This is a genomic window from Streptomyces liliiviolaceus, from assembly GCF_018070025.1.
Classification (GTDB): domain Bacteria; phylum Actinomycetota; class Actinomycetes; order Streptomycetales; family Streptomycetaceae; genus Streptomyces; species Streptomyces liliiviolaceus.
In genome coordinates this window covers 7,326,423-7,350,161 of the sequence record NZ_JAGPYQ010000001.1, presented here as the reverse complement: position 1 = coordinate 7,350,161, position 23,739 = coordinate 7,326,423, and the positions used below count along the sequence as shown (strand labels likewise).

Here is a 23,739-nt window from a genome sequence, read left to right as displayed (position 1 = left end):
GACAGCGGCTCCCGCACCCCGGACTCCCCGACGGCGGACGGCGCGACCATGACCCAGGCAGCGACACCCACCGCGGACACCGTGCGACGCGTCGTCCGCTCCCTGCTCCAGGACTCCCCGCTCCACGACTCCCCGCTCCAGGACCCTCCGCTCCAAGACGGCGGCGGGCTCCGGATCGCGCCCGTCGCCGAGGGCGGTGAGCACTCCACCTGGTTCGTGGGCGCATGGCATGTGCTGCGGCTCGCCCCGGACCGCGAGGCGTCCCGGCGCCAGCGGCGCGAACTGCGCCTGCGCGAGCTGGTACGCCCCCACATCGGCGTCGCCGTCCCGGTGAGCGTCGCCCACGGCGAATGGGCGAGCGGGCTGACGTACACGCTCGACACGCTGATCCCGGGCGGGTCCGGCGAGCAGCGGGACGTCTCCGCGGTGGGGGAGGCGGATCTGGCGGGGCTGCTCAGCGGACTGCGCGAGGTGCCGGGGCCCCAGGCCGAGTCGCTCGGTGTGCCCCGCGCGACGCCGCGGTCCCTCGAAACGCTGCGGGCCGCGGCGGAGCGGGCCGCCGAACGGCTCGCCGCCGCGGACGAGTTCGACCCCGCCCGGCTGAAGCAGCTCACCGCGGGCGGTGTCGTGCAGCTCGCCGCGCAGCCGGGTGCGGCCTTCCTCGTCCACCACGACCTCAAGGGCGAGCACCTCGTGGTCAGCGGTGACGGGCGGGTCCGCGGTGTCCTGGACTGGACCGACGCGGCGGTCGGCGATCCCACGGAGGACATCGCGGGGCTCGCGGTGGCCGTGGGGGCGCCTGCGGCCGTCCGGGCGGCGACCCTGGCCGGGTACGGGGCCCGGCCGTGTCTGCGCGGGCTGTGGCTCGCGCGCTGCGACACGCTGACGCGGCTCGCGGACCGGCTCGGTGGCCGCTCCGGCAGCCCCCTCCCGCTGCTGCGCGCGCAGCTCGCCCACGCGTGGGAGGCGATCCTGCTGGAACGCCTCACGGAGGACACGTGGTGATCCGTCTGCGGCCCCGGTGGGGGCGGGCCGCGCAGTTCCCCGCGCCCCTAAAAGATTGCGCAGTTCCCCGCGCCCCTAGGAGGGGCTGCGCCCCATCAGGGGCGCGGGGAACTGCGCGAACGGCCCCCACCGGACCCGCACCCGAGATCACCCCTGCAGCAGCACCACGCACGACTCCCCAGGCACCCCCAACAGCCCGTCCCCGCCGGGGACATCCACCGGCTCCCACGCGGCCAGCACCCGCGCGGCCCGCGTCCCCAGCGGAATCCGCACCCGCTCCGCGCCGAGGTTCACGACCACCCGGACGTCTCCCCGCCGGAAGGCGAGCCACCGCGCACCCTCGTCGAACGCGACCTTGACGTCCGCGAGATCGGGGTCGGTGAGGTCGGCCTGGGCGTGCCGCAGAGCGATCAGCTCCCGGTACCAGGCGAGCACCCGCGCGTGCACCCCCTTCTCCGGCTCGGACCAGTCCAGACAGGACCGCTCGCGCGTGGCGGGGTCCTGCGGGTCCGGGATGTCCTCCTCGGCCCACCCGTGGGACCCGAACTCCCGCCGCCTGCCCCGCCGCACGGCCTCCGCCAGCTCGGGGTCCGTGTGGTCCGTGAAGAACTGCCAGGGCGTGCCCGCGGCCCACTCCTCGCCCATGAACAGCATCGGCGTGAACGGCCCGGTGAGCGTCAGCGCCGCCGCGCAGGCCAGCAGGCCGGGGGAGAGGGAGGCCGCGAGCCGGTCCCCCAGGGCACGGTTGCCGATCTGGTCGTGGGTCTGCGAGTAGCCGAGCAGCCGGTGCCCCGCGACCCGCGTGCGGTCGAGCGGCCGTCCGTGCCGCCGGCCCCGGAAGCTGGAGTACGTGCCGTCGTGGAAGTAGCCCGCCGTCAGCGTCTTCGCCACCGCCGCGAGCGGGGCCCGGCCGAAGTCCGCGTAATAGCCCTGCTTCTCACCGGTCAGCGCGGTGTGCAGCGCGTGGTGGAAGTCGTCGTTCCACTGCGCGTGCAGTCCGAGCCCGTTCTCCTTGCGGGGGGTGATCAGTCGCGGGTCGCCCAGGTCGGACTCGGCGATGAGGAACAGCGGCCGGCCCAACTCCCCGGAGAGCCCGTCCACGGCCGCCGACAGTTCCTCCAGGAAGTGGCACGCGCGCGTGTCGTACAGCGCGTGCACCGCGTCCAGGCGCAGCCCGTCGATCCGGTAGTCTCGCAGCCAGGAGAGCGCGCTGCCCAGCAGGAACGCGCGCACCTCGTCCGAGCCGGGCGCGTCCAGGTTCACGGCCGAACCCCACGGGGTGTGGTGGGTGTCCGTGAAGTACGGCCCGAAGGCGGGCAGATAGTTGCCGGAAGGCCCCAGGTGGTTGTGCACGACGTCCAGGACGACACCGAGCCCCAGCTCGTGCGCCCGGTCGACGAAACGCTTCAGCGCCTCGGGGCCGCCGTACGGTTCGTGCACGGCCCACAGCGACACCCCCTCGTACCCCCACCCGTGCTGCCCCGGGAACGGGCACAGCGGCATCAACTCGACGTACGTGACCCCCAGTTCCACCAGATGCCCGAGCCGCTCGGCCGCCGCGTCCAGCGTGCCCTCACGGGTGTACGTGCCCACGTGCAGCTCGTACAGCACGGCGCCCGGCAGCCCGCGCCCCGCCCACTCCGCGCGCCACGCGTACCGCTCCTGGTCGACGACCGCGCTCAGGCCGTCCGGTCCGTCCGGCTGCCGGTACGAACGCGGATCCGGCAGCACCGGACCGTCGTCCACCGCGAACCCGTACCGCGTGCCGTCCCGCGCCTCGGCCTCGCCCGTCCACCACCCCGGGCGCTGCGGATCGGGCTCCAACGCGCGCGTGGTGTCCGCGCAGTGGAGCGTCATGCGATCGGCCTGTGGTGCCCACACCTCGAACTGCACGGACGGTTCTCCCTCGTCTGCTCACCGTGACCTCGCCGGTCCCATGGTGCGTCAAACGAGATCAATTCACCTTCGGATCCGCTCGATCGGACGACGATCCTCCTGATCCCGCGACGGAAAACGGCCGTACCCGCGGTGCGCACTCCTCCGAAGAGCTGTGTTTTCTGGACACTCCGGCCGCGCTGCCAGACAATCGGCAGCGTGACGTCGTCCTCGGAGTTCCACACCTATCCCGCTCCCGCGCGGCTGTCGGACGCCGAGCGGGACAGGACGCTCAAGGCGCTCCGGGAGGGTGCCGCCCTGGGGAGGCTCTCGCACGACACGTTCCTTGTGCGGATGGAACTCGCGTTCGCCGCCCGCACCTCGGACGAACTCGCCGCGCTCACCGCCGATCTGCGTACCGAGAGCCGCTGGTCGCGGCTGCTGTTCGGCACGGTCGAGGCGGTCTCCGGGTTCTCCGTGCGACTGCGCAGGGCCTGGCAGGCCGAGCGGCTCCCCAAGTTGCTGCTGCCCCGGCCGGAGAGCCGGTACCCGCTGCGGATAGGCCGTGACCCGGCGAGCGGTCTGCGGCTCAGCCACGAGACGGTGTCGCGCGTGCACGCCGAACTCACCCGGCAGGGCGGCCTGTGGGTGCTGCGCGACCTCGGCTCGACCAACGGCACGGCCGTGAACGGGCGACGGGTGATCGGCGCCGCCGTCGTCCAGGTCGGCGACCAGGTCAGCTTCGGCCGGATGGTCTTCCGGCTCGCGGCCGACTAGGCCCGAGCGGCTCGCGGCGGACCAGGGCCGAGCCCGGGCCCAAGTCCGGCCCCAAGCTCGCGCTCAAGCCCGGGCCCCGGGCCCGGCGGGCGGAACCGCCGCCTCCGCCGACGCCGGCCGAAGAAGCCCGGCAGGCGTGCATATTTCTATCGTGCACCGGTGTTGACGTACCCCCGCCGCCGTGACTCACTGTGCGTACACCATGCACACCAAGTGAACCGGTGGTAACTCGTTGCGGAGGTAAGACCCTGCCGCCACTCCTCCGCTACCCCTCCGTCGACGAACTGGGCGTCCGGGCGGCCGCGCTCGTCGACCGCCGCCCACGGGACGCCCGGCTGCGCCAGGTGGGCACCTCCCGGGCCGGACTTCCGCTGCGGCTGCTGTCCGTCGGACACGGCAGCCGCCACGTCCTCGTCGTCGCCGGCCCCCACGCCAACGAACCGGTGGGCGGCGCCACCGTCCTGCGCCTGGCCGAACGGGCCCTGGCCGACCCCCGGCTGTGCGACGGCGCCGACGTGACCTGGAACCTCCTGCTGTGCCTGGACCCCGACGGCTCCCGCCGCAACGAACGCTGGCTGGCGGGCCCGTACACCCTCGGCCACCACTTCCGGAACTTCTTCCGCCCCGGCTTCATGGAACAGCCGGAATGGCTGCCCGACGGCGCCGCGGGGGCCGCGCTGCCGGAGACCCGCGCCCTGCTCGCCCTCCAGGACGAGCTGCGGCCCTTCTTCCAGTGCTCCCTGCACGGCGTCGACGTGGGCGGCGGCTTCGTCGAGCTGACCCGCGACCTGCCCGGCCTGGCACCCCGGCTCGCGCACATCGCGACGCGCCTGGACATCCCGCTCGAACTCGCCCCGTACGACACGCTGTACTGGCCCGTCCTGGGGCCGGCGGTCTACCGCATCCCGCCCCCGACGCGCGGCGACCTCGCCGCGGCCATCACGGAGGCGGCCGTCGAGTCCACCTGGTTCCACCCGCACCCGTACGGGACGGTGACCGCGGTCGTCGAGGCGCCCATGTGGGGCGTGGCGGCCGTGCAGGACCCCTCCGCGCCCGCCGACAGCGAGAGCGCGCTCCGGGACGTCGCCCGGACCCTGCGCCACGACACGGCCCTGCTCCAGGAACTGCTGGCCCGGATCCGCCCCCACCTGAACACGGTGGGAGGCGGGCCCGGGGACGTCGACCGGCTCCTCGCGCCCGTCGACGACTACGTACTGGTCTGCCCCGGCCTCGCCGACTCCTGGGACCCCGACACCGGCCCGGGTACGGACGCCGCCGGCGCCGTCCGCCCGCTGCCGCCGCTCACCACGTCCGGGCTGACCGCGCTGCGCATCTCCGCCCGCCGGATAGCGCTGCGCACGGCGGGCCTGCTGCACCAGCTGGCGACCACCGCCGGAGCGGACCCGTACGGCGCGGCGGACGACCTCGACCGGCTCATCGACGACTGGTGCGCGGACTACCACGACGGCCACGGGGCGCGCTGGATCCCGGTCGCGCGGCAGGCCGAGTACCAGGCGCGGGTGGTGCTCGCCGCGTTCGACCTGGCCCGCCACCGGGGTCCCGGGTCGCGTCCGGCCGGCCGGCCCACGACGCGGGCCGAGGTGCCGTTCGAGTGAGTCGGGGTGGGCCCGCGGGCCCCGCGTGCCGATGCACAGGCAATGACGAACAACCAGAAAGCGACCACGGCGGTACGGGCCTTCCTGCTGGCCGCCTGCGCACTCCTCGCCGCGGGGCCGGTGCAGGCCCGGGCGGCGGCGCTCCCGGAGGCACCCGCGGGCGACTGGCTCTATGTGACGGTCGCCCGCGGCGAGTCCCGCTCCGGCGACCTCCGCGGCACGCTGCTGCTCTGCGATCCGCCCCGGGGGCACGAGCAGGCCGTGCGCGCCTGCGAGGAACTGCGGGCCGCGCACGGCGACGTCGGCCGCATCCCGCTCAAGGACACCTTCTGCCCGATGGTCTACGCGCCGGTGTCCGTCTCCGCGCGCGGCGAGTGGGGCGGCCACGCGATCACGTACAAGGAGACGTTCGCCAACTCCTGTGTGATGACGGCGCGGACGGGAGCGGTGTTCGCCCTGCCGCACTGACCGCACCGACCGCACTGACCGTACCGGCATCGCGGCCGGGGAGGGGGAGCCTCAGGGCGCTCCGTCGCGGGCGTGGCGTGCCGCGGCCACCACCGTGCGGCTCTGGTGCTCGACCTGCTGCTCCAGCGGCACCCAGCGCGCCCGGAAGCGCCGGGCGAAGGCCTCGCTCCAGGACCCGACGAGGTGTTCCAGGGCGGGCGCGGCACGGTCGTCGGCCTCCCGCAGGACCCGCAGGAGCATCGCCGCGGCCCGCAGCGGGAGCCGTCGGCCGAACGCGTCCACGCTGCCCACGTGCGCCATCGTGGTGTCCGCGGGCGGTGGCCGGACCCAGTCGACGGCCAGTCCGGGAACCAGCTCCAGCGCCCACCGGGCGGCCCGCAGCAGCGGCCCGGCGGGGCCCGGCAGACGCGGCAGCGCGTCGGTGAGGACGCTCTCGACCTGGTGGGCGTCCTGGCGCAGGCGGCGTGCCAGGCGGCTCATCGCCGCCGCGGGCGCGGGATGCGGAGTGGGGTCGTCCACCAGGTCGCTCGCCCACATGGGGACCTCGACGACCGCGGTCAGACCGCCGTACAGATGGGCCCGGTACCAGGTGCTCTCCCGGGCGTCGTCCGGCATGCTCAGATACGCCGGATCCGTGCCCGGCGCGGGCATCACATGCACCCCGGGTCCGGAGGCGGGCCAGCCCGCGGCGTCCGAGGCGCCCGTCTCGACCGGGATGTTCAACTCCGCAGCCGACTTGCCGAACGGCTCGGCCAGGCCCGGGATGTCCCGGGTGAGCTGCACCCAGCTGCCGCCGAGGTCGGTGCCGTGGAGCGTCACCTGGAGGTAGGGGCGCAGCTCGTCGATGACCCCGATGAGGGCCAGGGTCTCGGGCGGCAGCCGGTCGGGCGGCAGCACCGAGGGCGACCACTCGGGCTGCTCGGGCCCGGCGGGGCGGAAGAAACCGAGGTGGTAGTCGAGCAGGGTGCGCGGCGCGGGGGTCACATGGAGGCCGGCGCCGTCGGGGTCCGCGCAGAGCAGGAAGTGCCAGGAGGTGTCGTCCCGCAGCCGCCGCTCCCGCACGACCCGTTCGGCCAGTGCCAGCACGGTGGCACCGCCGACGGGCTCGTTCGCGTGGGCGCCCGCGACGATCAGCACCGCGCGCTCGGCGTGACCCACGGACAGCAGACACAGCGGCCGTCCGGCCCGCGAGGAGCCGACCCGCCGGAGCGTGCACAGGCCCGGCCGTCGGGCCGCCAGCGCCCGGGCGGAGCGTTCGAGTTCGGTCACACTGGGGTAGCGCAGCTCCGGCAGGAGACTCACCCCCGACTTGGTCCGCCCTGCGTCGCAATCCGCAGTACTCCACGTACTGGATGAACTGTCAAGTACGTGGAGGGGCGCCTCCGGGGAGCGCCCAGCAGCACATACGGGTGCCCGGGGTGCCGATGCCCCTGCGGACGGCGGACGCGGGCGGTGCGGGTGCCCCGGCGCCGCCCGTCAGCCGGTGTGCACCGGATCGTCCCCCACCCGTTCCAGCAGCACCACGGGCGACCGTCCGAAAAGCGCCTCCACGCGCGCGTGCCCCGTGAACTCCCTGCCGGGCGCGAGCAGATCGGTCCAGCGCCCGGCGGGCAGCGGCAGTTCGGTGTCGCGCCAGCCGCCCTCCTCCTCCAGACGCAGCGACAGCCGGGTGACGGCCGTGACCACCTCCGAGGAGCGCGCGAAGGCCAGACAGTGCGCGGCCCCCGGGCCCCGGGCGGGCAGCGGCTCGTACGCGGCTGACTCGCCGAACACCGCGGGGCGCCGCAGCCGCAGCCGCAGGGCGGCCGTCGTGAGCGCCGCCTTCTCCGCGGAGAGAGCGGACAGACCGCCCACGCCCTCCGGGTCACCCGGCGGGAAGTGCGCGGGCCGCCGGTTGTCCGGGTCCACCAGGGCCCGGTACTCGACCTCCGTGCCCTGGTACAGGTCCGGCACCCCCGGCATCGTCAGCTGGACCAGGGCGGCCCCGAGGACGTTCGCCCGCACGTACGGCTCCAGCGACTCCCTGAACTCGGCGACGATCTGCCCGGCCGCCCCGCACGGGCCCGCCTTCAGGAAGTCCGCCACGGCCTCCTCGTACGCGGGGTCCTGCTCGGTCCACGCCGTGCCGAGGCCCGCCTCCCTGATGTGCTTCAGCAGAGCCCCCCGCAGCCGTTCGCCGTCCGCGGGGCCGAGCCCGACGGCGGTCTGCCAGGCGGCCCAGGCCACCTGCGGATCCGGCGCGGCCACACCCTCGGCGGCCGTCCGCCCGGTCACCTCGGCGAGCAAGTCGGCCCAGCGCGAGGGGGCCTGCGTGAGCACGGAGATCGCGGCCCGCACGTCGGAGCTGCGCTTCGTGTCGTGCGTGGACAGCGCGGTGCCGGTCGCGGGCCAGTCGCGCTGCACGCGCGCGCAGTACGCGTGGAAGTCCTCCGGGGACACCGCGGGCGCCCCCGGCTCGCCGCCCACCTCGGTGGCCGACAGCAGCGGTACGTACCGGTAGAACGCCGTGTCCTCCACGGACTTGGCCCGCAGCGCCGACGCGAGCTGGGCGAACCGGGCCCGGAACGCCGCGAACCCCGGTCCCTCGCCGACGCGCCCCAGCACCAGATCCCGTACGAGATCGACGGCCTGCGCCTCCTCGGGGACCTTGAAGGCCTGCTTCGCCTCCTGCGCGGCCTCCTCGGTGAGGACCGACGCGGCGTCCCCGGAGGTGTACGGCCGGTAGACCTCAAGGCGGACGAGGAGTTCGCGCAGCGCGGTACGCAGGGCCCAGGGGGCGCGGTCGCGCAGTGCGGGGTCCGCGGACGTGCGGCACAGCAGGTCCGCCTCCCGGGTGAGCCGGTCGACCTCGGCGGCCAGCTCGTGATGGACCACCTTGTACGCGGCCCGCCGCACCGTCGCCTCCCAGACGCCCCCGCGGTCGGCCTGGGGGGCCGCGAACCGCCGGTACTGGCCGAGGAGTTCCCCGGCGCCCGCCGGGTCCGTGAGGACACCGTCGATGTGCCGCAGCGCGTCGTAGCCCGTGGTGCCGGCGACCGGCCAGGCGGCGGGCAGCGGCTCGCCGTCCGCGAGGATCTTCTCCACCACCGTCCAGCGCCCGCCCGTCGCCTCGTGGAGACGGCGCAGGTACGCGTCCGGGTCGGCGAGGCCGTCCGGGTGGTCGATGCGCAGTCCGTCGACCACCCCCTCGTCCAGCAGCCGGAGGATCTTGCCGTGGGTCGCGTCGAAGACCTCCGGGTCCTCGACGCGCACCCCGATCAGCTCCGAGATGCTGAAGAACCGCCGGTAGTTCAGCTCGGTACGGGCCAGGCGCCACCACGTGAGCCGGTACCACTGGGCGTCCAGCAGCTCCGGCAGCGGCAGGTGCGCGGTGCCGGCCCGCAGTGGGAACGCGTGGTCGTGGTAGCGCAGGACGTCCCCGTCGACCACCAGGTCGCCCGTGCCCGTCACCGCGCCCACGGGCGCCCCGAGCACCGGCAGCAGGACACGGCCGCCCTGGGCCGCCCAGTCGATGTCGAACCAGCGCGCGTACGGCGAGTCGGGGCCCTCCCGCAGCACCTCCCACAGGGGGCGGTTGTGGCGGGGGGACATCGCCATGTGGTTCGGCACGATGTCGAGGACGAGCCCCAGCCCGTGCTCGCGGGCGGTGCGCGACAGGGCCCGCAGGCCGGCCTCGCCGCCCAGTTCCTCCCGTACGCGCGCGGGGTCCACGACGTCGTAGCCGTGTCCCGAGCCGGGGACGGCCTCCAGGACGGGGGACAGGTGCAGATGGGAGACGCCCAGCCCGGCCAGGTAGGGGACCGCCTGCGCGGCTGCGGCGAAGGGGAAGTCCGGCTGGAGCTGGAGGCGGTAGGTGGCGGTCGGCACGACAGGTGTCATGGGACCGTATGTACCCGGCTCACGCCATTTCGTGTCACGTTCCCGCCTGCGGGCCCGGTGGGGGCCGTTCGCGCAGTTCCCCGCGCCCCTCAAAAGCCAAAAGACTGCGCAGTTCCCCGCGCCCCTGGGAGGGGCTGCGCCCCATCAGGGGCGCGGGGAACTGCGCGGCCAGCCCCCACCGGGCCCGCACCCGGAAGCGGCGCGCACCCGCGGAGCGTTACGCAGGGCGCTGCAGCACCACCATGCTCCGGTCGACCAGCGACAGACGGTCACCCGCCTTCACCTTCGCCCCGGTCCCGGGCGCCACGCCCGCGGACCGGCCCGTGTCCACGACCACCTGCCACTGCCGCCCGTGATTCACCGGCACCACGAACTCCAGCGTCTTCGGCGAGGCGTTGAACAGCATCAGGAACGAGTCGTCCGCGATGCGCTCCCCGCGGGGCCCCGGCTCGGAGATCGCGTTGCCGTTGAGGAACACCGACAGCGCCCGCGCCTGCGTGGAGTCCCAGTCGTCCTGGGTCATCTCCTCACCGGCCGGTGTGAACCAGGCGATGTCCGACAGATCGTCGTGGGTGCCCTCGACCGGCCGCCCGTGGAAGAACCGGCGCCGCCGGAACACCGGATGCTCGCGCCGCAGCCACACCATCGCGCGCGTGAACTCCAGCAGCTCGCTGCCGTCCTCGGGCCACGGCACCCAGGACAGCTCCGTGTCCTGGCAGTACGCGTTGTTGTTGCCGTGCTGCGTCCGCGCGAACTCGTCGCCGTGGCTGAGCATCGGCACGCCCTGCGAGAGCAGCAGCGTCGCGGTGAAGTTGCGCATCTGGCGTCCGCGCAGCGCCAGGACCTCCGGGTCGTCGGTGTCGCCCTCGGCCCCGCAGTTCCACGAGCGGTTGTGGCTCTCGCCGTCGCGGTTGTCCTCGCCGTTCGCGTCGTTGTGCTTCTCGTTGTACGACACCAGGTCGTGCATCGTGAAGCCGTCGTGGCAGGTGACGAAGTTGATGGAGGCCAGCGGGCGCCGCCCGTCGTCCTGGTAGAGGTCCGAGGACCCCGTCAGCCGGGACGCGAACTCGGCGAGCGTCTGCGGCTCGCCGCGCCACATGTCCCGTACGGTGTCGCGGTACTTTCCGTTCCACTCGGTCCACAGCGGCGGGAAGTTGCCCACCTGGTAGCCGCCCTCGCCGACGTCCCAGGGCTCGGCGATCAGCTTCACCTGGGAGACCACCGGGTCCTGCTGGACCAGGTCGAAGAACGACGACAGCCGGTCCACCTCGTGGAACTGCCGGGCCAGGGTCGCCGCCAGGTCGAAGCGGAACCCGTCGACGTGCATCTCGGTGACCCAGTACCGCAGCGAGTCCATGATCAGCTGGAGCACGTGCGGGGAGCGCATGAGCAGGGAGTTGCCCGTGCCCGTGGTGTCCATGTAGTAGGCGGGGTCGTCCGTCAGCCGGTAGTAGGAGGCGTTGTCGAGCCCCTTGAAGGACAGCGTCGGGCCGAGGTGGTTGCCCTCGGCGGTGTGGTTGTAGACCACGTCGAGGATGACCTCGATCCCCGCCTCGTGCAGCGCCCGGACGGCCGACTTGAACTCCAGGACCTGCTGTCCGCGGTCGCCCCAGGACGCGTACGCGTTGTGGGGGGCGAAGAAGCCGATCGTGTTGTAGCCCCAGTAGTTGTTGAGGCTCATGTCGACCAGACGGTGGTCGTTCACGAACTGGTGAACCGGCATCAGTTCCAGCGCCGTGACGCCCAGTTCGGTCAGGTGTTCGATGATGGCCGGGTGGGCGAGCGCCGCGTACGTGCCGCGCAGCTCGTCGGGCAGCCCGGGGTGCCGCATCGTCAGGCCCTTCACATGGGCCTCGTACAGCACGGTGTGGTGGTACTCCGTGCGCGGGCGCCGGTCGTCGCCCCAGTCGAAGTACGGATTGACCACCACGGAGCTCATCGTGTGGGGCGCGGAGTCCAGGTCATTGCGCCTGCCGGGCGACTTGAAGTGGTAGCCGTACACCTCCTCGCCCCATTCGATGCTGCCGCTTATGGCCTTCGCGTACGGGTCGAGCAGCAGCTTCGCCGAATTGCAGCGCTGCCCCCGCTCCGGCTCGTAGGGACCGTGCACGCGGAAGCCGTACCGCTGGCCCGGCATCACGCCGGGCAGGTACGCGTGCCGGACGAACGCGTCGGTCTCGCGCAGCTCTATCGCCGTTTCCGAGCCGTCGTCGTGCAGCAGACACAGCTCGATCCGGTCCGCGGCCTCCGAGAAGACCGCGAAATTCGTGCCGGCGCCGTCGTACGTGGCACCGAGTGGGTACGCCTGTCCAGGCCAGACCTGCATGGATGCAACTCTTCCAGTTGTGCGACGTCGCAGAGGGCGACTCCCGCCCGAGTGTCCCCGAAACTGATGGAACCACCTAGGACTTACCTCCCTCTTACCGGTCGACCAGTGCATACGCGGTATGCCGAACCAGTGGGACTCGATCGACTCCTAGAGATGCAGGGGGAGTAGGGGGAAATGTGCGCACAATAGTGCACCGCCATCTGGGCAAGGTGGTGGCGGGTGCGGCCATAGCGGTCGCCGGGACCGCCGTGATGGTCGGCATCACCCTGCCGGGCTCGGCGGGTGCGGACGACTCCGGCGGCCAGGGGACGGGGCGGACCGCGCAGACGGCGGGTCAGGCCCAGGAGCAGGGACAGGGGCAGGGGCAGGACGCCGTGCAGCCGGGCGTCGTCGAGCAGGCCCCGGCCGAGGGCGACCGGGGCAAGGGGCGCGACCCGCTCACCGACGACGAGACCGAGCGGGTCGAGAAGCTCGCCCTGGACCGCGGGCTCTCCCGCAGCAGCGAGAACGTCGAGGGCGACAAGGGGCCGCAGCGGATCACCGTCGACCTCTCCGAGCCCGAGGCGAGCGAACTGGACGACCCGAACGCGCCGCGCCGCGCCGAGGTGTCGTACTACGACTACAAGGACGACTCGCTCGTCACCAGGACGGTGAACCTCGACACCGGCAAGGTCGAGTCGACCGACACCCAGCACAATGTGCAGCCGCCGCTCAGTCGTGACGAGACCGTCGAGGCCGCGCGCCTGCTGATCGCCGACCCGCTGGGCGCCGGACTGAGGGCCGACTACAAGGACGCGACCGGCAAGAAGCTGACCACTCCCGACCAGCTGCTGCTCAACGGCATGGTCTTCCGGGCCGTCCCCGGAACGCCGGCCTCCGTCGCGGACTGCGGCAAGCACCGCTGCACGCGGCTCTTCGTGAAGGTCAGGAACGGGTCCTGGATCGACAGCCGTGACCTGGTGGTCGACCTGAGCGCCCGCAAGGTCGCCAAGGTCGGCTGAGTCTCTTCGGTCCACCGGCCTCCGTCCATCGGTTCAACGGCCCCACTTCACCTTTCCCACTTTCCTGCTTGTGCAAGGGAGTCAATTCTTCATGCGCGTGAACAGAATCAGCCGCGCCCGCAGGCGGACGGCGGTCGGCCTCTCGGCGGTCGCCCTCACCGCCGGCGTCACGACGGCCGCGGGACCGGCCGCCGCCCAGCCCCGCACCGCCCCCGCTGCCGCCGCCGACTGCAGCGCGGCGTACAAGATCGAGCAGAAGCTCGCCACCGGCACCACCTGGACGATGTGCTGGCACTACGAGAGCGAGGCCGGGCTCGTCCTGGAGAACGTCTCGTACCAGCCCAAGGGCGAGGCCAAGCCGATACGGGTCCTCACCAGCGCCAAGCTCGCCCAGATCCACGTCCCCTACGACGACGGTTCCGTCGAGTACGACGACCTCACGGGCTTCGGCTTCGGACAGGGCCTGATGGAGATGGCCCCCGGGGAGTGTCCGGGCGGCACCATCAAGACCGTCAAGGTCCCGGACGCCTGGGACCCGGAGCACCCGAACGTCAAGGGCCTGTGCACCACGACCCGTTCACGCGGCCACGCCTACCGCATGCAGGGCGACACGGCGGGCAAGGTCTGGCAGAAGCAGGGCAAGGACCTGCTCGTCTACACGGTCAACCAGGTCGGCTGGTACGAGTACATGACCGAGTGGCGCTTCCAGGACGACGGCACGATCAACATGAACGTCGGCGCCACCGGCAGCCTCTCGCCCGCCGACTACGACGCCGGCGACGGCCGCGGCTGGCCGATAGGCAAGGGCGCCAAGTCGTACGCCACCAGCCACAGCCACAACGTCTTCTGGCGGCTCAACTTCGGCCTCGACGGCAGCTCCAAGAACAAGGTCGAGCAGTACGACTCCGTGGTCAGCCCGCCGGCCGCGGGCGGCCAGGCCCCGCGCAACAAGACCACCCGCACCAAGGTCACCAAGGAACTCGCGGGCGACGCCAAGAACATGCGCTGGTGGCGCGTGGTCAGCACGGCAGGAAAGAACAAGGACGAACACGCCCGTTCGTACGAGTTCGTCCCCGGAGCCACCTCCAAGTATCCGGGCCGCAGCTTCACCAAGCACGACATCTACTTCACCGAGTACAAGAAGTGCGAACAGTTCGCCAGCAACAACATCCGCAACTGCGGTACCGGAGGCGGTAAGTCCGTCGACAAGTGGGTCAACGGACAGACCCTCACCCACCCCGTGGCCTGGGTGAACGTCGGCTTCCACCATGTCGCCCGGGACGAGGACCAGCAGCCCATGCCGGTCCACTGGCAGGGCTTCTCACTGGCTCCGCGGGACGTCACCGCTATGAATCCGCTCACTCCGCCGGAGCTGGCCGACCAGAACGGGCAAGTGGAACGCGGTAGTTGAGAAACGACCTGTCCATCCGGCTGCACCGCCCGCCGCTCCCGGAGTACCCTTCCTTGATCGTTGGCTGGGGGAGTGCTCGGGGGAGCGGAAGGCGGTGTGCGGGTGGGGTCCGGAGGGCTGGAGCTGCCCCCTGGTGACGGCGGTCACGAGGGGAGCTCGGCAGATGCCCCACCGGGAGCGGTGTCCCTCGCCCGGCCGATGGAGATCGGCGCGGAGCTGGACTGGGGCGCCGACGCCTGGCGTGAGGTGCGCACCCGTGCGCAGCGGGCCGGGCGGGCCTACATCTGGCTGAACCTCGTCGAACAGCGGCTGCGCGCGGTCGTGGCCGCTGTTCTGCGCCCGATCTACGAGCCCGTGCACGGCGAGGACGACTGGGTGGTCGCCGCCGCCGGACCCGCGGGGCAGGAATGGGTCCAGCGCGCCGTCGCCGTACGCGAAGTCAGCCGCCGCAAGGGCTACTTGCTCGACCCCGCCGACGACAACGTCCTGAGCTTCCTCACGCTGCCGCAGCTGCGCGAGCTGATGGTGCAGCACTGGCCGTGCTTCGAGCCGTACTTCGACGAGCGCCGGGACGTCGAACTCGCCCTGGACGAACTGGAAGTCACCCGTAACGTCGTCTCGCGCAACCGTGCCCTGTCCGAGGCCGTGCTGGCCCAGGCCGAGCGCGCCTCCGCGAAACTCCTGGAGATCCTGGGCTCGGGCAGCGACGTGCCGTCCGCCCGGCGCCTGCCCGTCGACGCCGTCGAGAACCTGGTCGGCGACCGGTACGCGGACGTGGTGGCCGTGCACTCGGACCGGGTACGGCTGCTGCGGCAGTTCCCCGCCGAGGACCTCTTCGGCGGCTCCCGGCGCCTCGACGCGATCGGGATCGGCCTGAACCTCCTCGTGCAGAACTTCTCGGGGCGGCGGCTCGTGCGGCTGGCCGAGTCCGGCTGCCGGACCCGGCTGCTGTTCCTGAACCCCGCGTCCAGCGCGGTGAAGCGACGCGAGCGCGAACTGGGCATAAAGCGGGGCGAGTTGAGCCGTTCCGTGGAGATGAACATCCTGCACATGCGCCGGGTGCGGGCCCGGCTGCGTGATCCGGGCGCCTTCGAGATCCAGGTCTACGACGAGACGCCCCGCTTCACGGCGTACCTCGTGGACGGGGACGGCTCGGACGGTGTCGCCGTCGTGCAGTCGTATCTGCGCCGCACCCGCGGGATGGAGGCGCCCGTACTCGTCCTGCGGGGCGGCGGCCGTGTGCTGAAGCCGGACGAGGCGGGCGAAGAAGGGCTTTTCGGGACGTATCGCGAGGAGTTCGAGGTGGCCTGGGCGGATTCGCGGCCTGTGTCCTGACCGCCCCCGATTCCCCGGGTGGCTCCCGATCCCCCGGGCGGCGTGGCGGCCGGGTGGCGGCCGGTAAGCGGAACGCGGTCCTCGGATTGTCAGTGGCCCATGGCATCGTGGAGATCACTGGGGGAACGCACCACGAAGAAGGGGGCCGGCATGGCTTGGCACGGGGAGCTGCTGATCGGCTTCGACCTGGAGACGACCGGGACCGATCCGCGCGAGGCGCGCATCGTCACCGGAGCGGTGATAGAGGTCCGCGGCGGGGAGCCCGCCGGGCACCGGGAGTGGCTGGCCGACCCGGGGGTCGAGATCCCCGCGGACGCGGTCGCGGTGCACGGGATCAGCAACGAGAGAGCGGCGGCCGAGGGCAGGCCCGCCGACCAGGTGGCCGACGCGATCGCCTCGGTGCTCGTCTCGTACTGGCAGGCGGGCGTCCCGGTCGTGGCGTACAACGCGGCCTTCGACCTGACCCTGCTCTCCGCCGAACTGCGCAGGTACGGACTGCCGTCACTGCGCGAGCGGCTCGGCGGGACCGACCCGGGGCCGGTCATCGACCCCTACACGATCGACCGCTCGGTGGACCGCTACCGCCGCGGCAAGCGGAACCTCGAAGCGGTCTGCGCGGAGTACGGGGTCTCGCTGGAATCCGCCCACGACGCCACGGCGGACGCCCTGGCCGCGGCCCGGCTGGCCACCGCGATAGCCGTCCGCCACCCGAAGGTGGCCGCGCTCGGCCCCGCCGAACTGCACCGCCGCCAGATCGAGTGGTACGCGGAGTGGGCGGCGGACTTCCAGAGCTTCCTGCGCCGCAAGGGCGACGCGGAGGCCGTGGTGGACGGTGTCTGGCCCGTCCGGCACCTGACGGACCAGCGGGTCTGAGCCGGGGTCGGCCGGCGGACGGGGTCAGCCGACGGCGGGGCCGGCGATGCGTTCGACGCGCGGTGCGGCGAGCCGCTCGTAGTCGGCGCCGGAGACCACCAGGGAGCGGTCGAGACGGGCCGCGTTGAAGTAGAGGCGCGGCTGCGCCACGACGTCCGGGTCGGCGACGACTTCGAGGTCCGCGTCGAAGCTGAACGGCAGCACGGTGCCGGGCACGGAGCGGGCGAGCCGTTCCGCGGTGGCCGCGTCGCTGAAACCGGCGTAGCGGGCCGAGTAGAGCGTCTTGACCGCGTCCAGGTCCACGCGGCGGTCGCCGGGGACGACCGCGAGGATGTTGCGGGTGGTCTTCCGGTCGACCTTGACCCGCAGGACGATGCACTTCGCCGCCGCGGACTCCGGGTTGCCGCGCAGGGCGCTGACCGCCTCGGTGTTGCCCTCCGGCTCGTGGTCGATGAGCTGGTAGTCGACGGAGGAGCTGTCCAGCAGGGTGATCAGACGGTCGTAGGTGTCGTGGTGGTCGTGCTCGGACATGCGGGGTCCTCTGCGATCGCTGACGGGGCGGGGGTGGTCGTGACGTGCGGGTCCGCGGTGGCTGGGCGCGCAGTTCCCCGCGCCCCTGACGGGGCCCATGGTGCCGCGGCCTTCGCCGAGCGGGCGCGGTGGGTGCGTTCTATCGCCTGGCCCCAGTAGGTGCCGGCGACCAGCAAGGTCGCGCCCAGGCCCGTGAGGGGGGTGAAGTGGTCTCCGGCCAGGGCGATTCCCACCGCCGCGGCCCAGATCGGCTCGGTGCCGAGAAGGAGGCTGGCCCGGCTGGCCGAGGTGCGCTGGACGGCCCAGGTCTGGGCGAGGAAGGCGAACACACTGCAGAACAGGGCGAGATAGAGCAGCTGGGCCCAGCCCACCGCGCCGACGTGCACGAGGGCGGGCAGGTCGCCGGACGCGGGGACGAGGAACAGCACGGTGCCGACGAGGGTCTGCACGGTGGTCAGCCGCAGCGGCCGGACCGCGCGGCCCACGGCGAGCCGGCCGACGAGCGCGACATGACCGGCGCGGATCACCGCGGCGGCGAGCATCAGCAGGTCGCCGAGCCGGGGCGCGTGGAAACCGTTGCCCGACATGAGGAGGCCGACGGCCAGCAGACAGACACCGGCGGCCGCGTAGAAGGCCGGCGGGAGACCGCCGCTGCGGCCGGTGCGGTCCAGGAGAGGGGTGATCACGATGGTCAGGCTGATGATGAGTCCCGCGTTGGCGGCACTGGTGTGCGCGACGCCGTACGTCTCCACGACCAGGACGGCCGCCTGGGTGACGCCCAGGGGCAGCCCGAGCCGGATCTCGTCGCGGGTCCACGGGCCGGACCTCCGGTCGGCGGCGACCAGGCCGAGACAGGCGAGGGCGGACAGGGCGTACCGCGCGAACAGCACCACCAGGACGGGCAGTACGGCGGTCGCCGTCTGGGCGGCCAGATAGCTGGAGCCCCAGACGAGAGCGACAAGGAGGAGTACCGCATCGGTACGGCGGGCATCGGGCACGCGCTCACCCTGCCCTGCCAGGACTCTGAAGCCCAGAGCCAACTTCTAAAACGATCCTTTAGCATCACTACATCGGGGAGAGTGTCGGCGAGGGCTGAGGTCATGGACGAACGGCAGCTGAGGATTCTGCGCGAGCTGGGCGAACTGGGCAGTGTCACGGCGGTCGCCGAGGCCCTGCTGGTGACGCCCTCGGCGATCTCCCAGCAGTTGCGGCTGCTGCAGCGCGCGATTCCCGTCCCGCTCACCGAGCGCCAGGGGCGGCGGCTGGCCCTCACGGACGCCGGGCAGGCCCTGGCTGGCGCGGCGATCGAGGTGGAGACGGCGCTGGAGCGGGCCCGGCACACCGTCGAGGAGTTCGTGGACCGGCCGGACGGCGAGGTGTCGGTGGCGGCCTTCCACAGCGGGGCCTCGGCGTTCTTCCCGCTGCTGCTGCGGGGGCTGGCCGCATCCGGCGGGCCGCGCCTCTGCCTCGCCGACGCGGATGTGACGCAGGGCGAATTCCCGCCGCTGACGCGGGAGTACGACCTGGTGCTCGCCCACCGCCTGGAACACACCCCGGGCTGGCCGGGCACGGTCACCGCCACGACCCTGCTGCGCGAACCGCTCGACGTGGCCATGCCCGCCGACCATCCGCTGGCGGTCAAGCGGCGGCTCACCCCGCTCGACGTGGCCGACGAGCCGTGGATCACCGCGCACGACGGGTTCCCGGTGGTGGCCACGATCGACGCGATCGCGACGGCCGCGGGGCGTCGGCTGCGGCTGGTGCACCGCATCAACGAGTTCGCGGTGGTCGCCGAGGCGGTCGCCGCGGGTGGGGGCCTCGCGCTGATGCCCCGCTGGACGATGCGCCCGCACCCGGCGCTGGTCCTCAGGCCCCTCACCGGCGTCCGCGCCCGCCGTCAGATCGACGCCCTGCACCGGCCCGAACGCACGGCCCGCAAGGCGGTGCGCACGGTTCTCGCCGAGCTGCACCGGGCGGCCGACACGATCCGCACGCAGGGCTGAGAAGCCCCGGCCCAGTTCCGACGTGCGGGTCCGTCGTGGCTGGCCGCGCAGTTCCCCGCGCCCCTAAAAGCGGGGCTGCGCCCCAGCTTTTGCCTTCAGGGGCGCGGGGAACGGCGCAGTCTTTTGCCTTCAGGGGCGCGGGGAACGGCGCAGTCTTTTGCCTTTAGGGGCGCGGGGAACTGCGCGGCCAGCCACCGCGCGTCCGCGGGCGGCTCACCGGCCCGGCCGCGGAGCGCTCAGAACGGGAACCACCGCACCGTCTCGTCCCCGTCCCGCAAGGACGCCACCCGCCGCTCGAACTCCGCGAGCGCCCGAGGATTGCTCGGCGCATGCTGCGCGACCCACGCACAGCTCGCGGTCTCCCGCGCCCCGCGCAACACGGCACACCCCTCCCACTCCCGCACATCCCACCCGTACGTCCCCGTGAACGACTCGTACGCCTCGGCGGACAGCCCGTACCGGTCGCGCGACAGGGCCAGTACGACCAGGTCGTGCTCCCGCAGGTCCGCGGAGAACGTCTCCAGGTCGACCAGCACGGGCCCGTCGGGCCCGACATGCACATTGCGGGGCAGCGCGTCCCCGTGGATCGGCCCCGGCGGCAACGACGGCGAGAGCGCGGCCGCGGCCGTGGCGAACCCGTCCCGCCGGTCCCGCAGGAACGCCGCGTCCGCCGGATCGATCACGTCCCCCGCGAGCCGCAGCCACCGCTCCACCCCGCCCAGCAGCTCACGGCGGGGCAGCGCGAACGAGGGGGCGGGCAGCGCGTGCACCACCCGCAGCAGTGCGGCCAGATCACGCGGTTCGGCCGGGCGGACGGGGTCGGACAGCCGGTGCCACAGCGTCACCGGGTGACCGTCGACGAACCGTGCCTCGGGCTCGGCGGGCCGCACCGCCGGAACGCCCGCCTCGGCGAGCCAGAGCGCGACGGCCAGCTCCCGCCGCGCCCGGTCGAGGAGTTCGGTGTCGCGGCCCACCTTGACCACCAGGTCGCCGAGGGCGAAGACGGCGTTCTCGCCCAGCGCGAGCAGCACCGCGTCCCGGCCGTCGCGCCCGGGTCTGGCCGGGCCGATACGCGCCTCGGCGAGTACGTCCCGCGCCTGTGCCTCGTCCATCACTCGCCTTCCGTGAAGCCTCCGGCCAAGCCCTCGGCTCCCACTGTTCCCGCACACGTCGTCGTACGCCCTCGTACGCCATTCTGCCCCGGGCCGTGGACACGGCAGCGCGCCGTACGCCACCGGGGCGTCCCATCCGCACTGGTGGGGGCCGTCCGCCGGGCGCGCGTGCTGTCTTGACGCGGTGTCGCCGGATCACGACGATGACGGGGACCACCGGGACGGCCAGACCGACACGAACCGCTCAGAGGAGCCGATTCCGTGACATTGGCGACCGCAAGGAAGCGGTCAGCGAAGCCCGCACCCCGGGCCGGCGGGTCGGGCCGCCCCGTCGACCACGGTGCCTGGTTCCTGGTGCTGCCCGCGCTGATCCCGATCCTGGTGCTCAGCGTCGGCCCGCTCCTGTACGGCATCGCCCTGGCGTTCACCGACGCACAGTCGGGCCGGACCGAGCCCACGCAGTGGGTCGGCGCCCTCAACTTCCAGGATCTGCTGCACGACACCCTGTTCTGGGAGTCGTTCCGGATCGGCCTGGTGTGGGCGGTCGGCGTGACCGTCCCCCAGTTCGTCCTCGCGCTGGGGCTCGCCCTGCTGCTCAACGAGGAGCTGCGGCTGCGCTGGCTGGCGCGGGCGCTCGCGATCATCCCGTGGGCGATGCCCGAGGTCGTGGTCGGCATCATGTGGCGGCTCGTCTACAACCCGGACGCGGGCATCCTCAACGAGACGATCCGCGATCTGGGCCTGGGCGACGGACGGGACTGGCTGTCGGGCCTCGCGAGCGCGCTGCCCGCGGTGATCGTCGTCGGGATCTGGGCGGGCATGCCCCAGACGACGGTCGCCCTGCTCGCCGGACTGCAGAACACCCCGCGCGAACTCCACGAGGCGGCCGCCATGGACGGCGCGGGCGCCTGGCGGCGCTTCCGCACGGTCACCTGGCCCGCGCTGAAACCGGTCGCGCTCGCCATCACGGCGCTCAACTTCATCTGGAACTTCAACTCGTTCGCCCTGGTCTACGTACTGACCCAGGGCGGCCCCGGCGGCCGTACCCGGCTGCCGATGCTGTTCGCCTACGAAGAGGCCTTCCGCTACGGCCAGTTCGGCTACGCGGCGGCGATGGGATGCGTGATGGTCGCGGTGATCTCGGTGATCCTCGCCGTCCATCTGGTCGGCCGGCTGCGGGGAGGCGAGGACGCGTGAGGACGAGCAGAAGGGCCCGCGCGGGCCAGTACGCGGCGCTTCTCGCGTATCTGGTCTTCCTCGCCTTCCCGTTCCTGTGGCTGGTCTCCACCGCCTTCAAACCGGCACGTGAACTGGCCAGCCTGCACCCGACCTGGCTCCCGCAGGACCCGACCCTCGACAACTTCCGGCAGGCCTTCGACGAACAGCCGCTGCTGCGGGCCGCCTTGAACTCCCTGGTCGCGGCGCTCGGCGCGGCCGTGATCGCCGTACTGATCGCCACCCCGATGGCGTACGTCATGGCCAGGCACCGCACCCGGCTGGCGAAGGCGGCCACCGGCTGGGTGGTGGTCAGCCAGGCCTTCCCGTTCGTCCTGGTGATCATCCCGCTGTTCCTCGTCCTGAAGAACCTGCACCTGATCAACTCCGTGGCCGGGCTGGTCATGGTCTACGTCGTGTGGGCGCTGCCGTTCGCGCTCTGGATGCTCGTGGGGTACGTACGGGCGGTGCCGACCGAGATGGAGGAGGCCGCCGCGGTGGACGGCGCCGGCAAGGTGCGCACCCTGGTCTCGATCACCGCGCCGCTGCTCGCGCCGGGCATCGTGGCCACGGCCCTGTTCGCGTTCATCACCGCGTGGAACGAGTTCTTCTTCGCGCTGGTGCTGCTCAAGACTCCGGAGAAGCAGACCTTGCCCGTCGTCCTCACCCACTTCCTCGGCGCGGAGGGCGTGGCGGACCTCGGCCCGCTCGCCGCCGCCGCGTTCCTGGCGACCATCCCGTCGCTGGTCGTCTTCGCGCTCATCCAGAAACGGATCACGGGCGGCATGCTGGCCGGGGCGGTGAAGAGCTGATGCGGACGCGGACGCGGATGCGGTTGCGGAGGGGCAGGGGGTGGCTGGCCGGGCTGGTCGCCGGTCTGGTGTTCGTCGCGGGCTCCGGCTGTTCCGGGGACGGGGGCGGTTCCGAGGACGGGCGGATCACGCTGCGCTTCCAGTCGCTGGCCTGGCAGAAGGAGTCCGTCGACGCCAACAAGGAACTGGTGCGAGAGTGGAACGCCGCGCATCCGGACGTCGAGGTCGAGTACGTACAGGGCTCCTGGGACAGCGTCCACGACCAGTTGCTCACGTCCTTCGAGGGCGGTGAGGCGCCGGACATCATCCACGACGCCTCGGACGACCTCGCGGACTTCGCGTACGGCGGGTATCTCGCGGATCTGCGCGGGCTGCTGTCCGAGCGGCTCACCTCCGACATCCCGGGGCGGAGCTGGGAGACGACGACGTTCGGGGACGGGATCTACGGTGTGCCGTTCCTCCAGGAGCCGCGCGTCCTGATCGCCAACGCCAAGTGGCTGAAGGAGTCGGGGGTACGGATCCCCACGCCCGAAAAGCCGTGGAGCTGGGACGAGTTCAGGCGCGTCACCGACGAACTGGGCGGCGGGGACGACGGGAAGTACGGGGTGGCCTGGCCGCTCAAGGAGCCCGTCTCGGCGACGCTCAACCTGTCGTTGTCGACCGGCGGGCAGCTGTTCCACCGCGGCGCGGACGGCAAGGTGCGGATCCGGTTCGAGGACGGCGACGCGGTCGTGCCGCGGACCATCCACGACCAGGTCAACGTCGACGGCAGCGCGTCGGGTTCGACGCTCGGCAGCGGTGGCTCCGACACCCTGCCCGGCTTCTTCGGCGGCAAATACGCGATGGTTCCGCTCGGGTTCTCCTATCGGCAGCAGATCGTGCAGCAGGCGCCGAAGGGGTTCGACTGGCAGGTGCTGCCCGCGCCCGCGGGGGTCGACGGGCTCACCCAGGGCGTGAGTCCGCAGACGCTGTCCGTCGCCGAGGACAGCCCGCACAAAAAGGAGGCCGCGGCCTTCATCGACTTCCTGCTCCGGCCGCGGAACATGGTGCGGCTCGCGCTGGGGGACTGGATGCTGCCGACCGGGACGCAGGCGTTGCGGGATCCGGCGCTGCGGGGGGAGAAGGACGGGTGGGCCGTGGGGGCGGCGGTCGCCGGGGAGCTGCGGTCCGCTCCCGCGCAGTCCGTGCGGGGGTATCCGGAGTGGAAGGACAAGGTGGCCACGCCTGCGTATCAGTCGTACTACAGCGGGGGGATCGGGCTGGGGGAGTTGCGGCGGCGGTTGGTGACGGACGGGAACCGGGTGCTGGCGCGGTACCAGAGGTGACGGGCTGCCGCCACGGGGGTGGGGCGGGGGCGGTGCGTTGCCGGGTGCGGGTCCGGTGGGGGCTTGTCGCGCAGTTCCCCGCGCCCCTGATGGTGGGCGGTGCGGGTGGTTCTTCGGGTGCGGGTCCGTTGTGGCTGGGCGCGCAGTTCCCCGCGCCCCTGAAAAGCGAGGG

At 72.6% G+C, this 23,739-nt stretch carries 19 protein-coding genes; 12 read left to right on the top strand and 7 right to left on the bottom strand.

Annotation, left to right across the window (positions count from 1 at the left end):
* Positions 1-48 precede the first annotated feature (48 nt).
* Positions 49-1,005 (top strand): aminoglycoside phosphotransferase family protein, encoded by a 957-nt coding sequence (locus J8N05_RS31390; RefSeq protein ID WP_210888816.1) that lies wholly within the window; start codon positions 49-51, stop codon positions 1,003-1,005.
* 147 nt (positions 1,006-1,152) lie between these two features.
* Here the strand turns inward: J8N05_RS31390 and treZ are convergent, their stop codons facing one another.
* Positions 1,153-2,898: a malto-oligosyltrehalose trehalohydrolase gene (gene treZ, locus J8N05_RS31385; protein WP_210888815.1), complete on the bottom strand. Its 1,746-nt coding sequence runs from the start codon at positions 2,896-2,898 to the stop codon at positions 1,153-1,155.
* A 201-nt stretch (positions 2,899-3,099) separates the two neighbouring features.
* Here treZ and J8N05_RS31380 point away from each other — a divergent pair, with 201 nt between their 5' ends.
* The 3 genes from J8N05_RS31380 to J8N05_RS31370 all read left to right on the top strand — a co-directional run bounded on the left by J8N05_RS31380 (position 3,100) and on the right by J8N05_RS31370 (position 5,741).
* On the top strand, positions 3,100-3,657 hold the full coding sequence (locus J8N05_RS31380; RefSeq protein WP_210888814.1) for a DUF1707 and FHA domain-containing protein: 558 nt from the start codon (positions 3,100-3,102) through the stop codon (positions 3,655-3,657).
* A 221-nt stretch (positions 3,658-3,878) separates the two neighbouring features.
* Positions 3,879-5,273: a M14 family zinc carboxypeptidase gene (locus J8N05_RS31375; protein WP_247706577.1), complete on the top strand. Its 1,395-nt coding sequence runs from the start codon at positions 3,879-3,881 to the stop codon at positions 5,271-5,273.
* A 42-nt stretch (positions 5,274-5,315) separates the two neighbouring features.
* A complete protein-coding gene (locus J8N05_RS31370) occupies positions 5,316-5,741 on the top strand; it encodes an SSI family serine proteinase inhibitor (protein ID WP_210888813.1) in 426 nt (141 codons plus the stop codon).
* 51 nt (positions 5,742-5,792) lie between these two features.
* Here the strand turns inward: J8N05_RS31370 and J8N05_RS31365 are convergent, their stop codons facing one another.
* The 3 genes from J8N05_RS31365 to glgX all read right to left on the bottom strand — a co-directional run bounded on the left by J8N05_RS31365 (position 5,793) and on the right by glgX (position 11,946).
* Positions 5,793-7,043, bottom strand: a complete 1,251-nt coding sequence (locus tag J8N05_RS31365) for a M14 family zinc carboxypeptidase (RefSeq protein ID WP_210888812.1) — start codon at positions 7,041-7,043, stop codon at positions 5,793-5,795.
* 174 nt (positions 7,044-7,217) lie between these two features.
* Entirely contained in the window at positions 7,218-9,620 is a 2,403-nt protein-coding gene (gene treY / locus J8N05_RS31360; protein WP_210888811.1) for a malto-oligosyltrehalose synthase, read from the bottom strand.
* A gap of 217 nt (positions 9,621-9,837) precedes the next feature.
* Positions 9,838-11,946 carry a glycogen debranching protein GlgX gene (glgX, locus tag J8N05_RS31355; protein ID WP_210888810.1) on the bottom strand — a complete coding sequence of 703 codons (2,109 nt, stop codon included), beginning with the start codon at positions 11,944-11,946 and terminating at the stop codon, positions 9,838-9,840.
* A 179-nt stretch (positions 11,947-12,125) separates the two neighbouring features.
* Here glgX and J8N05_RS31350 point away from each other — a divergent pair, with 179 nt between their 5' ends.
* The 4 genes from J8N05_RS31350 (at position 12,126) to J8N05_RS31335 (ending at position 16,569) form a co-directional block, all read left to right on the top strand.
* Complete coding sequence (locus J8N05_RS31350; RefSeq protein WP_210888809.1) at positions 12,126-12,950, top strand: Tat pathway signal sequence domain protein; 825 nt, start codon at positions 12,126-12,128, stop codon at positions 12,948-12,950.
* Positions 12,951-13,041: 91 nt separating this feature from the next.
* Positions 13,042-14,361: a copper amine oxidase gene (locus J8N05_RS31345; protein WP_210888808.1), complete on the top strand. Its 1,320-nt coding sequence runs from the start codon at positions 13,042-13,044 to the stop codon at positions 14,359-14,361.
* 102 nt (positions 14,362-14,463) lie between these two features.
* Entirely contained in the window at positions 14,464-15,696 is a 1,233-nt protein-coding gene (locus J8N05_RS31340; RefSeq protein ID WP_210888807.1) for an SAV2148 family HEPN domain-containing protein, read from the top strand.
* Positions 15,697-15,846: 150 nt separating this feature from the next.
* Positions 15,847-16,569, top strand: coding sequence for a 3'-5' exonuclease (locus tag J8N05_RS31335; RefSeq protein ID WP_210888806.1), 723 nt, complete (start codon positions 15,847-15,849; stop codon positions 16,567-16,569).
* A 24-nt stretch (positions 16,570-16,593) separates the two neighbouring features.
* On the opposite strand, the gene J8N05_RS31330 is transcribed toward J8N05_RS31335, so the two are convergent.
* Together J8N05_RS31330 and J8N05_RS31325 are read right to left on the bottom strand one after the other, a co-directional pair.
* The gene (locus tag J8N05_RS31330; protein WP_210888805.1) at positions 16,594-17,100 is read right to left on the bottom strand and encodes a YbaK/EbsC family protein; all 507 of its coding nucleotides are present in this window, start codon (positions 17,098-17,100) and stop codon (positions 16,594-16,596) included.
* A complete protein-coding gene (locus tag J8N05_RS31325; protein WP_210888804.1) occupies positions 17,061-18,098 on the bottom strand; it encodes a DMT family transporter in 1,038 nt (345 codons plus the stop codon). Before J8N05_RS31325 ends, J8N05_RS31330 begins: the two co-directional genes overlap by 40 nt.
* A 102-nt stretch (positions 18,099-18,200) precedes the next feature.
* Here J8N05_RS31325 and J8N05_RS31320 point away from each other — a divergent pair, with 102 nt between their 5' ends.
* Positions 18,201-19,103: a LysR family transcriptional regulator gene (locus J8N05_RS31320; protein ID WP_210888803.1), complete on the top strand. Its 903-nt coding sequence runs from the start codon at positions 18,201-18,203 to the stop codon at positions 19,101-19,103.
* Between the two features lie 236 nt (positions 19,104-19,339).
* Here the strand turns inward: J8N05_RS31320 and J8N05_RS31315 are convergent, their stop codons facing one another.
* The gene (locus tag J8N05_RS31315) at positions 19,340-20,215 is read right to left on the bottom strand and encodes a phosphotransferase enzyme family protein (RefSeq protein ID WP_210888802.1); all 876 of its coding nucleotides are present in this window, start codon (positions 20,213-20,215) and stop codon (positions 19,340-19,342) included.
* Between the two features lie 261 nt (positions 20,216-20,476).
* On the opposite strand from J8N05_RS31315, the gene J8N05_RS31310 reads away from it, so the two are divergent.
* Genes J8N05_RS31310 through J8N05_RS31300 form a run of 3 tightly spaced genes read left to right on the top strand, consistent with a single transcriptional unit; the run spans position 20,477 to position 23,567 of the window.
* Entirely contained in the window at positions 20,477-21,412 is a 936-nt protein-coding gene (locus J8N05_RS31310) for a carbohydrate ABC transporter permease (protein WP_210888801.1), read from the top strand.
* Positions 21,409-22,242 carry a carbohydrate ABC transporter permease gene (locus tag J8N05_RS31305; RefSeq protein ID WP_210888800.1) on the top strand — a complete coding sequence of 278 codons (834 nt, stop codon included), beginning with the start codon at positions 21,409-21,411 and terminating at the stop codon, positions 22,240-22,242. Before J8N05_RS31310 ends, J8N05_RS31305 begins: the two co-directional genes overlap by 4 nt.
* A 17-nt stretch (positions 22,243-22,259) precedes the next feature.
* Positions 22,260-23,567, top strand: a complete 1,308-nt coding sequence (locus J8N05_RS31300) for an ABC transporter substrate-binding protein (RefSeq protein WP_210890515.1) — start codon at positions 22,260-22,262, stop codon at positions 23,565-23,567.
* Positions 23,568-23,739: the final 172 nt, after the last annotated feature.

What these genes read in the sequence shown, in the direction of transcription:
- J8N05_RS31390 (WP_210888816.1), top strand. Translation starts at nt 49, where the DNA reads ATGACCCAGGCAGCGACACCCACCGCGGACACCGTGCGACGCGTCGTC.
- J8N05_RS31370 (WP_210888813.1), top strand. Translation starts at nt 5,316, where the DNA reads ATGACGAACAACCAGAAAGCGACCACGGCGGTACGGGCCTTCCTGCTG.
- treY (WP_210888811.1), bottom strand. Translation starts at nt 9,620, where the DNA reads ATGACACCTGTCGTGCCGACCGCCACCTACCGCCTCCAGCTCCAGCCG.
- glgX (WP_210888810.1), bottom strand. Translation starts at nt 11,946, where the DNA reads ATGCAGGTCTGGCCTGGACAGGCGTACCCACTCGGTGCCACGTACGAC.
- J8N05_RS31345 (WP_210888808.1), top strand. Translation starts at nt 13,042, where the DNA reads ATGCGCGTGAACAGAATCAGCCGCGCCCGCAGGCGGACGGCGGTCGGC.
- J8N05_RS31335 (WP_210888806.1), top strand. Translation starts at nt 15,847, where the DNA reads ATGGCTTGGCACGGGGAGCTGCTGATCGGCTTCGACCTGGAGACGACC.
- J8N05_RS31330 (WP_210888805.1), bottom strand. Translation starts at nt 17,100, where the DNA reads ATGTCCGAGCACGACCACCACGACACCTACGACCGTCTGATCACCCTG.
- J8N05_RS31320 (WP_210888803.1), top strand. Translation starts at nt 18,201, where the DNA reads ATGGACGAACGGCAGCTGAGGATTCTGCGCGAGCTGGGCGAACTGGGC.
- J8N05_RS31315 (WP_210888802.1), bottom strand. Translation starts at nt 20,215, where the DNA reads ATGGACGAGGCACAGGCGCGGGACGTACTCGCCGAGGCGCGTATCGGC.
- J8N05_RS31300 (WP_210890515.1), top strand. Translation starts at nt 22,260, where the DNA reads ATGCGGTTGCGGAGGGGCAGGGGGTGGCTGGCCGGGCTGGTCGCCGGT.